Source organism: Thermodesulfobacteriota bacterium (genome assembly GCA_040754335.1).
Classification (GTDB): Bacteria; Desulfobacterota_D; UBA1144; order Nemesobacterales; family UBA2774; genus 2-12-FULL-53-21.
In genome coordinates, this window is the sequence record JBFMCV010000002.1 from 238,998 (window position 1) to 253,152 (window position 14,155).

Below are 14,155 nucleotides of genomic sequence, written 5' to 3' on the forward strand. Positions count from 1 at the left end.
CCTGTGTCACGTCTCCCTTATCAGCCTCTTAATGCAAATCAGGCATAATATTCAGGCGGCAGTTTGGCGTTATAATTCATTCATCCGGATGATATAAATGACCGGCAAGACGCTCGAGAACAGGACGTTCGAAGAGATAAAGTTGGGCGATACGGCCAGCATCTCGAAGACACTCACTAAAGAGGACCTCGAGAAGTTCGCCGCGCTGACCGGGGACCTCGACCCGATCCACCTGAACGAGGGCTACGCGGTCAAGCACAATTCGGGGAAACTTGCAGCACAGAGCATATGGAGCGGTCTCCTCGCGTCGACGCTGCTCGGCTCCGAGCTGCCGGGACCGGGCACCGTCTACGTATCGCAGAAGCTCGATTTCATAAAGACGCTCAAGGTCGGGGATACGATCACGCTGACAATACGGGCGAACAGGAAGGAGCCCAAGACGAAGGTCGTGAGCTTCGACTGCCTCTGCGTAAATCAAAATGGTGAAACGGTGATGACGGGGACCGCGTCCGTGATAGCCCCCGTCGAGAAGGTATCGGTGCCTCTCGCCGAGGGCCCCGAGCTCCTGGTAAAGACGTATAACAAGTACGAGCGCTTCATAGAGAGATGCGCCGAGCTCGAAAATCCGCGCACCGCAGTCGCCCACCCCTGCGACGAGTCTTCTCTCAGGGCGGTAGCGGCGGCCTGGGAGGAAGACCTCATTGAGCCCGTGCTTGTTGGCCCTGAAGAAAGGATAAAGAAGGCAGCCGCCGAAAACGGCATCGATATATCCGGGCTCGGGATAGTGAACACGCCTCACAGTCATGCCTCCGCCGCGGAAGCCGTCAGGCTCGTGAGGGAAGGGGACTGTGCGGTACTCATGAAGGGGAGCCTACATACGGACGAGCTGATGTCGGAGGTCGTGAAACCCGATACGGGGCTCAGGACGGAGAGGAGGATCAGCCACGCCTACATCATGGACGTGCCCACGTACCACAAGACCCTCATAATCACGGACGCGGCCGTAAACATATACCCGGGGCTCGACGACAAGGTGGACATATGCAGGAACGCCATAGAGCTCGCCCACATACTCGGGATCGAGACGCCCAAGGTAGCGATACTCTCCGCCGTCGAGACGGTCACTTCCAAGATAAGGTCCACGCTCGAGGCGGCGGCGCTCTGCAAGATGGCCGAGAGGGGGCAGATCACGGGGGCGATCCTCGACGGGCCGCTCGCGTTCGACAACGCGATAAACAAAGAGGCCGCCCGGATAAAGGGGATCGAATCGGAAGTCGCGGGCGACGCGGACATCATGATAGTGCCCGACCTCGAGGCCGGGAACATGCTCGCGAAACAGCTCACTTACATGGCAAGGGCGGAAGGGGCGGGAATTGTGCTGGGCGCGCGCGTGCCGATAATTCTCGCGAGCAGGTCCGATTCGCTCCGCACGAAAATCGCGTCCTGCGCCGTGGCCGTTCTCATAGCCGCCTCGAAGAAGTCCGCGGACTCCGGGCGGAAATAAGTCAAACACCGTCCATCACTGAACAAAATGAAGGGGAGAGGGACACGGCTGCCGCGTGCGCCCTCCCCTAAAATGCTCTTATGACACCCTCATGAAACCACTATAGCTCTCCGGGGGATTTGTCCTTTATAGTGCCCCAGTTGGAATTCGCCTGCGTGATGTAGCCGGGTTTGTCCTTGTCCCATTCCTGCTGTATGGATTTGTCGAGATTCAGGTAGAGAGTGCCGTCGACAACCTCCCACACAGCCGGGTCCCCCCAGAACTTCTTCCCTTTTGCGACACCGTATGCGCAGTATCCGCCGTATGCGGGCAGGTATTTCAGAGGGTCTTTCTCGAACGCGTTCTTGTTCGCCTCGCTCGAGAAGAGGTACGTTACCCCATTATACTCCACGGTATATCTCCCGTTCCCCCTCACTGGCCCGGATTCCGTGAAATAGGACACCACGTCGTATCCACCTGCGGCCACTGTCGCGACCTCCGTACCGTCTCCCGCGCGCGCGGACGTAGCGCCCGAGACCGCGAGACCTAAAACCAGAACAAATGCAGCTGCAAATAAGATGAGCTTCGTCATGAAGCACCTCCTTGTGAATTTTACGTTTGTGATGATCCGGAAGCGTGAGGGATGCGGGGAATTTATACTTGTATCTACAAGTGTGTGTCTATAAATAAGAATTATTTTTTCCGGGCTGCTGCGCGGATCCTGTCCGTACTGACGGTTCTAAAATAATCTGCCGGGGAGAACGCTGCAGCTTTGAAAGGGGTTCACGGACAGCCTCGGCTTATTCTGCCGGATCAGATCGTCTTCAGCTTCTCCCGCGCCGTCTGGGCTTCATGGGAGTTCGGGTACTTGTCTATCAAGGTGTTGAGGAAGTATTTGGCTTCCTGCTTCCTGCCTAGGTTGATGAGGGAGAGCCCCTGCTTGAGATAGGCTTCGGGGACCCTCTTGTCCTTGGGGTAGGTGTCGATCAGCTTCTGGTACTCGAGTATGGCGTCCTCGTACTGGCCGTCGTTATAGCTCGCGGCAGCTCTCGAGAATATGAATTCCGGTGTGTTCGACGGGGTTTTCGGCTTCGCCTGAACGGTCTTGCCGTTTTTCCCGTTCTTCCTGCTCTCCGTTTTTACGGCCGTCCTGTCAGCGGCTGCGTTCCTGAGCTTGAGGGCTTCCACATCGAGTGCGAGCCTCTGCTGCCCGGCCTCTACCTTGCCGATGTCCTGGTTAATCCGGGAAAGCCCGGCTTCCATGTCCTCCGTGAGCTTGTCTATCCTGGCTTCAAGCGCCGCCTGCCTGTCGTACAGGTCCTGGATGTCCGTTTTAGGGTAACAGCCGGTGAAAATTAATAGCATGAACGGAACTACGACGGAAACGGGTTTCAAGCGCGTGATGTTCATAGTTATACGGATTTAAGAATAACCGCCCAAGGGCTAATACTCTACCAGATTCTTCGGATTTATCTATATGAGATTTCGTGAGCTTCCCTCCGATCGGGACTGTATAAATAGGGGGCCGTGATAGGGGACCGGCGAACCCTTATGGCCGCGGGGTGTAGAGGAGCCGTGATACGGGTACTCTTACACCCGGAACGGCTGAGGGCTATAATTTTAGCGGCGGCGCCTGTTTTTCCGCCCCCCGCGCGGAATGCCGATACCCGATGCAGGCCCGAGAAAATTCGATATGAGTTGACTGCAATAACAGGTAGAATTTTTAATGTATATGTATATTAGCGGCTGAATAACGGTGTGAATCCCTTGAACCTCAGTAAACAGATAACCCTTGGTTACGCCTTGATGTTTTTCTTTATGCTCCTTACGAGCGGGCTGTCTATATACAGCATCTACAACCTCGACAAGACGGCCTCCAACATAAGGGGCCGGTACAACACCCTCTCTAAGCTCCTTACCGAGAAAGAGGAGGGCAAGCAGGGCATATTCGCTAACGAGATGCTCCTCGAAGCCATACGGATCTCCGACAAGCAGATAAAGTACTCATACGTCATGATATTGACGGTCGTCGGAGTAACGATGCTCTTCGGGATCGTGCTGACTATATTCATACCGAAGATGATAACGAAGCCCATACAAAGCCTCTTCAACGCGGCCGAGTCGGTCGCGGCCGGGGACTATTCCGTGAGGCTCCGGGAGGTTAAGACCTCGAGCGAGATAGATACGCTCGTCAGGGCCTTCAACAACATGATAGACAACATAGAGAGGAACAACAGGGAGCTCCAGAAGAAGAACGAGGAGATAATGAAGCTCCTCGAGACGACGAGGAGGTTCAACGAGCTCCTCGAGTCGGAGATCGCCCAGGCGACACGCGAGGTGGAGGAGAAACACTGGGAGCTGATGAAGGCGGAGAAGCTCGCGGCGATAGGGGAGCTCGCAACGGGTGTGGCGCACGAGGTGAGGAACCCGCTTTCGGGGATCGGGCTAGCGCTCGAGCTCATGAAGGACGAGACCGAGAACGAGGAACACAAGCAGACGATAAGGGACATCCTCAACGAGATATCGAGGCTCGAGCGCATAGTCAAAGGACTCTTCCAGCTCGGCCATCCGAAGAGCATACAGCTCATCGAATGCACCCCTAACGATATAGTCGAGAGGGCCCTCAACCTCGTGAGCATGAAGGCCAGGGAAAAGGGTATAACGATTAAAAAGGACCTCGCCTGCAGGAGCACCTTCTACGTGGACCATGAGCAGATAGAGCAGGTTGTGCTGAACCTCCTCATAAACGGCATAGAGGCCACGGGGCGGAGCGGCGAGGTGCTCGTCGAGACGAGAAGTAATAATGGCTCGGTCGAGATATCGGTCTCCGACACAGGCTGCGGCGTCCCTGACGACGAGATGGAGAAGATACTCCAGCCCTTCTATTCGACGAAGGAGACGGGGACGGGGCTCGGGCTTGCTATTTCAAGCAGGATAGTGGAGGCTCACAAGGGCAAGCTCCACATATCGAGCCGGGTGGGGGAGGGCTCTACGTTCGTTGTGGAGATTCCGGCCGACCTTAATCTGGAGCTCGGGGCGGAAGACAGTGCCGAAGCCGGGCATGGGACGGAGGACTATAAACTCAACTAATCCGGAGGGAGCGGAGAAGTCTAAATAAAATATGAGCTCACTCATTCTGATAATCGAAGACGAAAGGCTCCTGTGCAAGCAGCTTCATAAGGCGCTCACGCAGGAAGGATATTCCGTCATAACGTCCTACGAAGGGGGGGAGGGGATAGACCTCGCGAAGAGGGAAGGCCCCGACCTCGTGCTCCTCGACCTCAAGCTCCCCGACACGGACGGCCTCGAGGTGCTGAAGGCGTTCTCGAGGTGGGAGCGCCCCCCGACGACGATAATGATGACGGCCCACGGCAACGTTGAAGTCGCCGTCACCGCCATCAGGGTAGGCGCATACGACTTCATAGAGAAGCCGTTCCCCCTCGACAAGTTGAAAGTGATGGTCCGAAACGCGCTCAAGACGAGCGAGCTCAAGGACAGCCTGAGCGCGGCGGCCATGAGGGCGCAGGAGAAATACGGCTTCGGGTCGCTCATAGGTACGAGCGAGATAATTAAAGACCTGGGGAGGCTGCTTAAGAAGCTCACGGAGACCGACCCCAAGACCATACTCATAACGGGAGAGAGCGGTACGGGCAAGGGGCTTGCGGCGAAGATACTCCACTACAACGGCGTAAGGAAGCAGGGCCCCTTCATAGAGATAAACTGCGCCGCGATACCTGAGACGCTGCTCGAAAGCGAGCTCTTCGGCCACGAAGCAGGCGCGTTCACGGACGCTAAGAAGATGAAGAAGGGCATACTCGAGCAGGCTGACGGGGGGACGGTGTTTCTCGACGAGATCGGGGACATGAGCTTGGCACTCCAGGCTAAGCTCGTCAAGGCCGTAGAGGAGCGATCCTTCAGGAGGTTAGGCGGCAACAGGGACATATCGGTCGACCTCTCCGTCATCGCCGCAACGAACCACGACTTGAAATCTCTGGTCAAGCACAGCGAGTTCAGGGAGGACCTCTATCACAGGCTCAAGGTGATAAGCTTCGAGATGCCGGCGCTACGCGACAGGAAGGAAGATATCCCGGTGCTGACGGACCATTTCGTCGCATATTTCAATTCGGACCTCAGCAAGAACATCACGGTCATCCCTGAAGAGGTCAGGAAGACGTTCATGAATTACAACTGGCCCGGGAACGTTAGGGAGCTCCGCAGCACAATAGAGAGGGCGGTGCTCCTGAGCGAAGACGGCACGCTCAACCCCAAGTACATAATGCTCGAGGAGGGGGAGAGCCTCAAGGTTCAGAATTCCGACGAGAAGATGGTCATTGACGTCCCGATAGAGGAGGCGTCCCTCTACAAGATAGAAAAGAAGGTCATAACCAAGGCGCTTGACCTCAACAACTGGAACCAGACGAGGACCGCAGAGATGCTCGGCATCACCCGCGAAGTGCTCCGGTACCGCATGAAGAAGTGGGGGCTACTGAGCTGACGCGGGGTTCGTTTTCAGACCTCCCGGTCATTCGGGGGCTCAACAATAAAGTAAATAAACCTTGAAACCCTTTCGCTCCCGAAAGCGTATATATGTAATAAGCTAACAACGGGGTTCTTGTGTCCGAATGTCAGACCGTCCCGATAGGAGAAACCGATGAAAAAATTTTCGTTCATGCTCGTTACGCTGCTTCTTTTGTCATTGCCCGGAGCGCTCCGCGCCGAAGATAACAACGCCGCCGATGCCAAGGGCGCCGGTCTTGAGATCGCCACATTCGCGGGAGGGTGCTTCTGGTGCATTCAGCCCCCGTTCGATAAGCTGGAAGGTGTGGTGAAAACGACCGTTGGCTATACCGGCGGCAAAGAGAAAGACCCGACTTACAAGCAGGTCTCTTACGGCAAGACCGGGCACGCGGAGTCTATCGAAATAATATACGACCCCAAGAAGGTCACTTACGAGGAGCTCCTGGAAGTGTTCTGGATGAACATTGACCCGACAGACTCGGGCGGCCAGTTCGTCGACAGGGGGAAGCAGTACAGGCCGGCTATCTTTTATCACGGGGAAGAACAGAAGAAGGCGGCCGAGGCGTCAAGAGACAAGCTCGCAAAGTCCGGAAGGTTCGATAAGCCGATCGTGGTCGAGATCGTCGTGGCTGCGGAGTTCTACCCCGCCGAGGATTACCACCAGATGTTCTACAAGAAGGACCCGGTCAGGTATAAATCCTACAGGTCGGGCTCGGGCAGGGACCAGTTCATCGAGGAATACTGGGGCGAGGCCGCGCTCAGCCACTGAACACGCAGACGCCTGACGACAAAACTGTATGGATTTTCTCTCATGCCGAGTATAATATAGATCGTGACCAGACTGCTGACGCTCACGGCAGTCGTTATGATTCTCTGCGGCTGCGGAAAGAATAACGAAATCGCTTACGTCCTCGCGAACGACTCCTACCGGTGCGAGGATTTCGACGTCATAAAAGAAAAAATGGTCGCGCTCATAAACAGGGCGAGGGCGCAGAGCCGTAACTGCGGCTACAAGATATACACGCCCGCCGGGCAGGTCACGTGGAACCCCACGCTCGCGAGAGTCGCTCTCGACCATTCGGTCGATATGGCGACCGGGGATTTCGTAAGCCACAAGGGCTCGGACGGTAGTCAGGTGGACGAGAGGGTCGAGGAGCTTGATTACGAATGGATGAGCGTCGGCGAGAATATATCCGCGGGCAGGGAGAGCTCGGAAGAGGTGGTGGCGGCGTGGCTCGTGAGCCCCGAGCACTGCGAGAACATAATGATGGCGAGCTTCACCGAGATAGGCGGCGCCTGTTTTCACAACAAGGACACGAAGAACAAGACCTACTGGACGGTCGTTTTCGCTTCCCCCAAAGACGGCGGTGTCAGGCAGGCCCAGATTCGACAATAGCCACGGGCCTTACCCATCCGGCGCTCGCGTTAATTATCTTTATAGGAGGGCATACGACCTTGAACCCGTAAGGCGGCAGTAGGTCGAGGTTCGTGAGCTTCTCCATCTGGCAGTATTCCCTCTCGATCCCGGCAAAGTGCGCACCCCAGATGACGCCCGGATCCCCCGTCCTCTTAAACTCCTCCACCATCGCCCAGAAGGGCCTGTCCCACCCCGCGGAATCCGTCCCCATAACCTTCACGCCCTGAGAGGCGAGCCATAACGTGGACTCCTTCCCGAGCCCCGGGAACTGCGACCAGTATTCCTTCCTCCCCCATAGCCTGTCCGCACCGGTCATCACGAGGACTATGTCGAACGGCTTCAGCTCATATCCAGTTACGCGGAGCGAAATTTTGAGATCGTCCGTGGTGATGAGCTCCCCCGGCTTCTTGTGCGTCATGTCTATGACGACGCCGTCGCCGTAGAACCACTCGACGGGCAGCTCGTCTATTGTCTTCGCCTTCTTTCCTTCCGATATTGGATGATAGTGCCACGGGGCGTCCATGTGAGTGCCGACGTGGGTGCCGAGCGTCACGTACTCGTTCGCCCACCCGAGGCCGCCGGGCAGGTCGGAGCGGCCGCACTCAAAGCGCATCATCATGTACTCGGCCGTGTCCTCGTGCTTTTCGTACCTTATCTCGAGCCTCTGGTGCTCGGGGCCGGGCGCGGGCTCAATCGTTATGCCGAGGTCAATGATCCGTGTTCCTCTGCTCATACGGCTATTATATTTAAATTCAGCCTGGATGAAAAGACGAAGAGAGTCTGGAAGAGAGTCTGATGGGTCAGTCTTTTGCGCCTGCTCCCAGAACCTCGGAGACGGCGGAGAGGACGGCGTCGTGTATCAGCCCGTTCGTCCCTACTATGCCTTTATTGCCCGAGAGCGTGCGCCCGAGCGAGAAGTCGAGCTCCTTGCCGTCTATGTCAGTCACTATCCCACCCGCTTCCTCGACTATTATCGAGCCCGCGGCGTGGTCCCATATCTTCTCGACATAGTCTTTGCGAGTCGGGAGTCTCAGGTAAATGGAAGCGTCGCCCCTCGCGAGCACGGCGTATTTGCACTGGCTGTCGATCCTTATAGGAGGCGCCTTGACGCCAAGGAGCTCAGCTATACGCGCGGAGTCCCCGTGAGAGGAATGCGCGGATTCGACCGACTCACAGAAGGGCGCGTGCTTCGTGTCCGTGATATCGGATACCGCAATCCGCTGGGGAGTGTTGTGCTCGATAGGGCGCATAGAAGAGCCCTGTCCCCTCACCGCCGTAAGTATGCAGCCCTTGCCTGCGTCAGGATGCCTGAGGTCGAGCGGCAGGGCAGGGCAGCCGAGCACGCCCAGGACCACGCGGCCGTTTTCAATCAGCGCGAGAGCTATGGCGTACTGCTCCCCTCTCAAGAACCCCTTAGTCCCGTCTATGGGGTCGAGCGTCCAGAAAACTCCGCTCTCCCCTCCTACGTAGTCCCCCGCGTCTATCGCCGCGACGAGGCCCGCTTCGTCCATTCCGGGGAATACCTCCCCCGCGTACTCGAGTATGCGGGCGGTGAGGGCTTCCCCTCCTTCCGATCTCAATTCGGACGAGTCCTCTTCGGCGACGATCGGTATATCGGGGAACGATTTCATGAGTTCGTGGCATATCACGGCCTGCGCCCCGAAGTCGGCGACGGTGACGGGAGAGTCGTCCTTCTTTTTCACCGTCTCTTCCGACACGAGCGAGGACTGCACGCTCATGCAGAGCCCGCAGGCCTTTCTCACGGCCTCGACCGCGGCTTTCAGCTCGGATTCATAATTCATCTGTTGCTCCTGTTGTTTTAGTTTACGAGCGGAAAATTCTACCATGTATCTCGTTGTTCAAAACCCCGGGTGCTTTATCAGGACGAGGAACCCCCTCCTCCTCTGCAGTGAAAAGAGAGCGAACCCCGCTATGTCGTGCGCTGCGTGCGCTGCCATCACGACCGGAAGCGATCCGGTGTAGAGGTATATCGCTCCCAATATCACGCCTTCCAAAAACGCCCAGAGCGAGAAGAGGGCGAGGCGCTTTTTCCGTATTACGTGGAATATTGCGAACACTGCTGCGGATAATGTTACAGCGGAGAAATTCCCGAAATCGAGAGTCTCTACCATGTACTGAAGGAGTATGCCCCGGAAGAACATCTCCTCGCCCGCGGCGAGGAGGCCTCCGGCTAATATCGTGTGGAGGCGCTGCACGCTGAAATATCCGGCCATCTCCATCCAGAGCCTGACGAATGAGGTGTGGAATACTGTCACGAGCAAGAGGCAGACCGCGAGGTCTGACGCCAGTATAAAACCTAGTGCGAGAATGAATTGCCAGAGTGTTGCTTCACTTGTATATAGATTCCAATCTATTCCGATGAGATATTTGAGGAGGAGGGAGAGAGACGCGAATACGAGCGTCGCCGCGATAGAAAGCACCGTACTTTTTTTTATCGAGAACAGCATCGCTCTCCCGCCCCGTAACCCGGTTCAGTTTAACGGCGTGGGAGCGGCAAGTCCAACCGTTACGGGAGAGCGCCCGCGGCCTTCATGAACGGGATCATGCAGCTTTCTATCGACGGAGGGTGAAAGAGGAGCACGACCGGGGCTAGAATGAAAAGGGCGGCGAAGAGCCGTCCCCTCAGTCCGCGGTTGATTCCGTATCTAATGCCGGGTCCGGATTTCTCCATGAAAATCCCGCCCGCCTGGATGAGAAAGAAGAGCGTAGGCAGGCCGTACCAGGCGTCCGCCGGGAGCGATATGAGGAGCTCGTGGAGGATACCGGAGAATACGAAAGCGGCCACGACGGCGTATACAATGCCACACTTTCTCAAGACAGGCCTGAAGACGAATATGCGGGCCAGGTCGCGGAAGGCGAGGTTCCACCTGCTGCTCCAGAATTCCGGGAGCGACGATGCGAGGAGCGGAGAGTTCATCATCGGGACGGCGTGAACGCCGCGGCTCCTCCAGTAGAGTGAGAGCATGTGGAATGTGCCGAAGAAGGAGAAGAGGAGAAAGCCTGTGAGCCCGATATATCCTGCCGTCAAGGTATGCCGCGGATAAAACATACGCGCTACTAGAAAGAAAAGAACGAGGCCCAGCGCGGTCTTTAGGAAAGCGAGAAGCCATTCCGTTCCTGCGGGCCTGGGGACTTTGATCCTCCTGTCGAAAAACGCGACGGCGTCCATTCCTACCCAGCAGAAGAGATACCCAATAGCGCACTTCAACCCCGGCCTCGCGCCCATGCGCACGGCCCTCCTGTACGTGAGCCATTTGAACCCGTAGAAGATCGAAAAGGCGACCGCGAAGAGAGTCCCCCACGCCGGCAGCGTGTGGCGCGACGCCGGTATCGCGAGCGCAGGGATCAGAAAGAGCGGTATCCAGTCCGTGGGGGATTTCTTCATTTGCCTGATTAATACGGATATTCCCCGGATTCGGATTGGTTATTTTTTCGCAGCGGATGCGGGATGCATTTCCTGCAAGTGTGAGCTACTTCGGCTGGAGAGTTCCGGAGATGCCGCTCCTTACTCTGGAGAGGAAGTGCAAGAAGCTCTCCCGCCACTCAAGCACGAGGCTGAACACGGCGGGGACGAGTATGAGCGTGAAGACCGTCGAAACGCTGAGGCCGCCCACGACGACGCTCCCGAGGCCTCTATAAAACTCCGACCCCGAGCCGGGGGAGACGACGAGCGGGAACATGCCGACGACACTCGTGAGGGTGCTTATGAAAATAGGCCTGATGCGGGTCTTCACCGAATCGACGATCGCTTCTGTAGGGTTCATTCCCTCTTCCCGCATGTTGTTGAGCGCCTGATGGACCACGAGTATGGCGTTATTGACGACCGAGCCTATTAGTATGATGAACCCGAGCATCGTGAGTATGTTGAGAGGCTCGTAGACGAAAAGGTTCAATATGAAGAGACCAAGGAACCCGCCGAACGATGCGAGAGGCACGCTGAACATGATTACGAAGGGATAGACGAAGCTTTCGTATAGGGACGACAGGAGAAGAAAGCAGATGACTGCCGCGAGAAGGAAATTCCACTGGAACGTTTTTCTCGCGAGCGTGAGGTCGTCCGCCGTGCCCGTGAGTATCGCGTTATACGAGCCGCTCAATTGCCCGCTTTCTCTTAGCGGGTTTAGTATCTCCGTGTTTATTACCTCTATCGCCGTCTCGAGCGGCATCGAGGCGGGGGGGATTACCGAAATGGCGATCGACCTCTGACGCTCGTAATGGTTGATCTGCTCGGGCCCGGTCGTGAGCCTGACGTCCGCTATCGATCCGAGAGTGACCATCTTGCCGTCCCCCGTATTCACCATCAGGTCTTCGACAGCCTGCGTCCTGCTCGCGTACTCGTCCTTCCCCCTGAGCGCAAGGTCTATCTCGTCGCCGTTCATCTGGTACTCGCTTACGACGGCCCCGTCGACGAGCGCGTTCAGCATGAAACCGAGCTCCTCGTTCGAGATGCCGGCGTCCGAGGCGCGCTCCCTGTCGAGCGTGAGCTGGAGCTCCGGGTTCCCGAGGTCGAGGCTCGGTATCGGGCGCACCTGGGCCTCGGGGAGCTTCTGCATGGAGGCGAGGAATACGTTCATTCCCAGGCCGACCAGCTTCTCCATGTCGGGCCCCGTGAGCTGGATATTTACCGAGCGCCCCTCGCCTATGCCCCTCTCGAAGATGCTCGCCTGCGCGACTATCGCTATCATGCCCGGTATCTTGTTAAGCGAGGCCTGGAGTACGGGTATTATCTCCTTTATCTTTTCCTTTTCCGATTCCTTGACGGCCGCTCCCATAAAGACCTGCCGCCCGGCAGCGACGTAGAAGAAATTCTCGATCGGCGGGCCCGCCAGCTTCTCCGCTTCGGGCGAGCCGGGTTTTGCGTCCCAGTACGGACGGAGGTCGCTCTCTATCTGCTTCCCTATGTCCGTGAATTCCGCGATGTTGTATCCGGGGGGAGGGATGAGTATGCCGAATACGAGGTTCTGGTTCCCCTCGGGCAGGTATTCCGCATTCGGCGTCATTATCCAGCTGAGGAAAATGGACCCGATCGTGAATCCCAGTATCACCGCGAGCCTCGTCTTCCTGTGTGTAATGATCCGTTTTACGAGACCGGCCGTCCAGTCGGCGAATCCCGTCGTCTTCTCCGCGTATCCCCAGAGGTTAGAGAAATTCCGGCCTTCCTTCTCCTTCGCCAGGCTGAGAGTCCTCGCGGTGAGAGCCGGTATCAGCGTTATCGAGATCACGAGGCTCAGGAACGACGTGACCGTGATCGCTATGGCTATGTCCTTGAACAGCTGGCCCGCCTGGTCTTCGACGAATATTATCGGGATGAATACGGAGGTCGTGGTGAGCGTGTTCGCGACGAGAGCGCCCCAGACCTCGACCGTCCCGTCGAATGACGCGCGGATGCGCGACTTGCCCATCTCCATGTGCCTGTAGATGTTCTCGAGCACTACGATCGAGTTGTCTATTATGAGGCCCACGGCGAAAGCCATGCCCGCCAGGCTGATGACGTTTATCGTCCTCCCCATGAACATCATGACCACGAACGTGCCTACGACGCTCAGCGGCGTGGCCACTGCTATGATCAGCGTGCTGCTCACGCTCCTTAGCGAGAGAAAGAGCACGAGGATCGCCAGAAGCCCGCCGACGATTATGTTTTCCTTTACCAGGCCTATCGCGTCAATGATGTAGCCCGTTTCTTCGTAGACGTTCCGGAGCTCGAGGCCCATCTTTGCGAGCTCGCCTTCGTTGAGCTCCTTTACGGCCTCCCTGAGCCCTTCCATCACCTCTATGGAATTCGCTCCGGCTTCCTTTACGGCGTTTATCGCTATCCCGGGCTCTCCGTTCTGGCGCACTGCGAACTGAGCGTCCTTGAAACCGAGCTTCACCTCCGCTACGTCCTTTACGTAAACGGGTGCGCCGTTCTTCCTGGTTATTATTACGTTCCCTATATCCTCGGGAGACTTGTATTCGCCGACCGTCCTGACGATATATCTCCTCTTGCCCTCGTCGAAGTCGCCCGCGCTGTAGTTGTCGTTCTCTCTTCTTAACGCCTGCGCCATGTCGAGGAGCGTTATCCCCCTTACGGCGAGCGCGTTCGGGTCGACTATCACCTGCATCTCGCGCTCGTATCCGCCGAACACGTTCGAAGAGCCGACGCCGGTGACCCTTTCGAAAGCGGGCTTGATGTAGTCGTCCGCGAAATCGTAATACGCGTAAATGTCGGCGTCGTTCCCCTTGACGGGCTTGAGCATGAACCACGCGAGCGCGGTCGAGGTCACGTCGGTCGTGCTGATGACGGGCTGCTCCACTTCGTCGGGATAATCCGGGACCTGGTTGAGCTTGTTCGAGACGTCAACGACGGCGGATTCGATGTCGGTGCCGATCTCGAATTCGAGCACTATTGTGCCCTGCGAGTCCTGGCTCTCGCTCGTCATCTCGACGAGCCCGTCCACGGCCTTGAGCTCGTCTTCCTGCTCCCTTATAACCTCGCTCTCGATCTCGTAAGGGCTCGCCCCCTCCCAGAAAGTGCTCACGGTAATGCGGGGCTTCTCCACGTCGGGCGTGAGCTGCACCGGAATCCTGTAAAGCGAGATGATCCCGAACAGTATCACGAAGATGACGCCCACGGCAACGCTTACGGGCTTGTTTATCGATGTCTCTACGAGCTTCATTACGGTTAAGTCCCTGAGGATTGATTAAAAAGCCTTCCCGTGTTTCCGGGACGGCTTGAT

The 14,155-nt window shown here is 56.9% G+C and carries 12 protein-coding genes; 5 read left to right on the forward strand and 7 right to left on the reverse strand.

What is annotated here, in order from left to right:
- Positions 1–97: 97 nt before the first annotated feature.
- Positions 98–1,504 carry a bifunctional enoyl-CoA hydratase/phosphate acetyltransferase gene (locus AB1598_04505; GenBank protein ID MEW6144263.1) on the forward strand — a complete coding sequence of 469 codons (1,407 nt, stop codon included), beginning with the start codon at positions 98–100 and terminating at the stop codon, positions 1,502–1,504.
- A 100-nt stretch (positions 1,505–1,604) separates the two neighbouring features.
- Here the strand turns inward: AB1598_04505 and AB1598_04510 are convergent, their stop codons facing one another.
- Both AB1598_04510 and AB1598_04515 read right to left on the reverse strand, forming a co-directional pair.
- Positions 1,605–2,075: a YHS domain-containing (seleno)protein gene (locus AB1598_04510; GenBank protein MEW6144264.1), complete on the reverse strand. Its 471-nt coding sequence runs from the start codon at positions 2,073–2,075 to the stop codon at positions 1,605–1,607.
- A 221-nt stretch (positions 2,076–2,296) separates the two neighbouring features.
- Complete coding sequence (locus tag AB1598_04515; GenBank protein MEW6144265.1) at positions 2,297–2,893, reverse strand: tetratricopeptide repeat protein; 597 nt, start codon at positions 2,891–2,893, stop codon at positions 2,297–2,299.
- A gap of 357 nt (positions 2,894–3,250) precedes the next feature.
- Between AB1598_04515 and AB1598_04520 the strand changes: the two genes are divergently transcribed.
- The 4 genes from AB1598_04520 to AB1598_04535 all read left to right on the forward strand — a co-directional run bounded on the left by AB1598_04520 (position 3,251) and on the right by AB1598_04535 (position 7,397).
- On the forward strand, positions 3,251–4,573 hold the full coding sequence (locus AB1598_04520) for an ATP-binding protein (protein MEW6144266.1): 1,323 nt from the start codon (positions 3,251–3,253) through the stop codon (positions 4,571–4,573).
- Positions 4,574–4,604: 31 nt separating this feature from the next.
- Positions 4,605–5,978 (forward strand): sigma-54 dependent transcriptional regulator, encoded by a 1,374-nt coding sequence (locus tag AB1598_04525; protein MEW6144267.1) that lies wholly within the window; start codon positions 4,605–4,607, stop codon positions 5,976–5,978.
- Positions 5,979–6,134: 156 nt separating this feature from the next.
- Positions 6,135–6,770: a peptide-methionine (S)-S-oxide reductase MsrA gene (gene msrA / locus AB1598_04530; protein MEW6144268.1), complete on the forward strand. Its 636-nt coding sequence runs from the start codon at positions 6,135–6,137 to the stop codon at positions 6,768–6,770.
- 63 nt (positions 6,771–6,833) lie between these two features.
- The gene (locus AB1598_04535) at positions 6,834–7,397 is read left to right on the forward strand and encodes a CAP domain-containing protein (GenBank protein MEW6144269.1); all 564 of its coding nucleotides are present in this window, start codon (positions 6,834–6,836) and stop codon (positions 7,395–7,397) included.
- Here the strand turns inward: AB1598_04535 and AB1598_04540 are convergent.
- The 5 genes from AB1598_04540 to AB1598_04560 all read right to left on the reverse strand — a co-directional run bounded on the left by AB1598_04540 (position 7,372) and on the right by AB1598_04560 (position 14,095).
- Positions 7,372–8,151 carry a cyclase family protein gene (locus AB1598_04540; GenBank protein MEW6144270.1) on the reverse strand — a complete coding sequence of 260 codons (780 nt, stop codon included), beginning with the start codon at positions 8,149–8,151 and terminating at the stop codon, positions 7,372–7,374. The two genes, AB1598_04535 and AB1598_04540, sit on opposite strands and share 26 nt — an antisense overlap.
- Before the next feature lie 67 nt (positions 8,152–8,218).
- Positions 8,219–9,220 (reverse strand): 3'(2'),5'-bisphosphate nucleotidase, encoded by a 1,002-nt coding sequence (locus AB1598_04545; GenBank protein MEW6144271.1) that lies wholly within the window; start codon positions 9,218–9,220, stop codon positions 8,219–8,221.
- 57 nt (positions 9,221–9,277) lie between these two features.
- Positions 9,278–9,886 (reverse strand): type II CAAX endopeptidase family protein, encoded by a 609-nt coding sequence (locus tag AB1598_04550; GenBank protein MEW6144272.1) that lies wholly within the window; start codon positions 9,884–9,886, stop codon positions 9,278–9,280.
- 59 nt (positions 9,887–9,945) lie between these two features.
- Positions 9,946–10,824 (reverse strand): MBOAT family protein, encoded by an 879-nt coding sequence (locus AB1598_04555; protein MEW6144273.1) that lies wholly within the window; start codon positions 10,822–10,824, stop codon positions 9,946–9,948.
- Between the two features lie 85 nt (positions 10,825–10,909).
- Positions 10,910–14,095 carry an efflux RND transporter permease subunit gene (locus AB1598_04560; protein MEW6144274.1) on the reverse strand — a complete coding sequence of 1,062 codons (3,186 nt, stop codon included), beginning with the start codon at positions 14,093–14,095 and terminating at the stop codon, positions 10,910–10,912.
- Between the last annotated feature and the right edge of the window lie 60 nt (positions 14,096–14,155).

Coding starts and splice junctions, on each gene's coding strand:
- AB1598_04505 (MEW6144263.1), top strand. CDS start 98: ATGACCGGCAAGACGCTCGAGAACAGGACGTTCGAAGAGATAAAGTTG.
- AB1598_04510 (MEW6144264.1), bottom strand. CDS start 2,075: ATGACGAAGCTCATCTTATTTGCAGCTGCATTTGTTCTGGTTTTAGGT.
- AB1598_04515 (MEW6144265.1), bottom strand. CDS start 2,893: ATGAACATCACGCGCTTGAAACCCGTTTCCGTCGTAGTTCCGTTCATG.
- AB1598_04525 (MEW6144267.1), top strand. CDS start 4,605: ATGAGCTCACTCATTCTGATAATCGAAGACGAAAGGCTCCTGTGCAAG.
- msrA (MEW6144268.1), top strand. CDS start 6,135: ATGAAAAAATTTTCGTTCATGCTCGTTACGCTGCTTCTTTTGTCATTG.
- AB1598_04540 (MEW6144270.1), bottom strand. CDS start 8,151: ATGAGCAGAGGAACACGGATCATTGACCTCGGCATAACGATTGAGCCC.
- AB1598_04545 (MEW6144271.1), bottom strand. CDS start 9,220: ATGAATTATGAATCCGAGCTGAAAGCCGCGGTCGAGGCCGTGAGAAAG.
- AB1598_04550 (MEW6144272.1), bottom strand. CDS start 9,886: ATGCTGTTCTCGATAAAAAAAAGTACGGTGCTTTCTATCGCGGCGACG.
- AB1598_04555 (MEW6144273.1), bottom strand. CDS start 10,824: ATGAAGAAATCCCCCACGGACTGGATACCGCTCTTTCTGATCCCTGCG.
- AB1598_04560 (MEW6144274.1), bottom strand. CDS start 14,095: ATGAAGCTCGTAGAGACATCGATAAACAAGCCCGTAAGCGTTGCCGTG.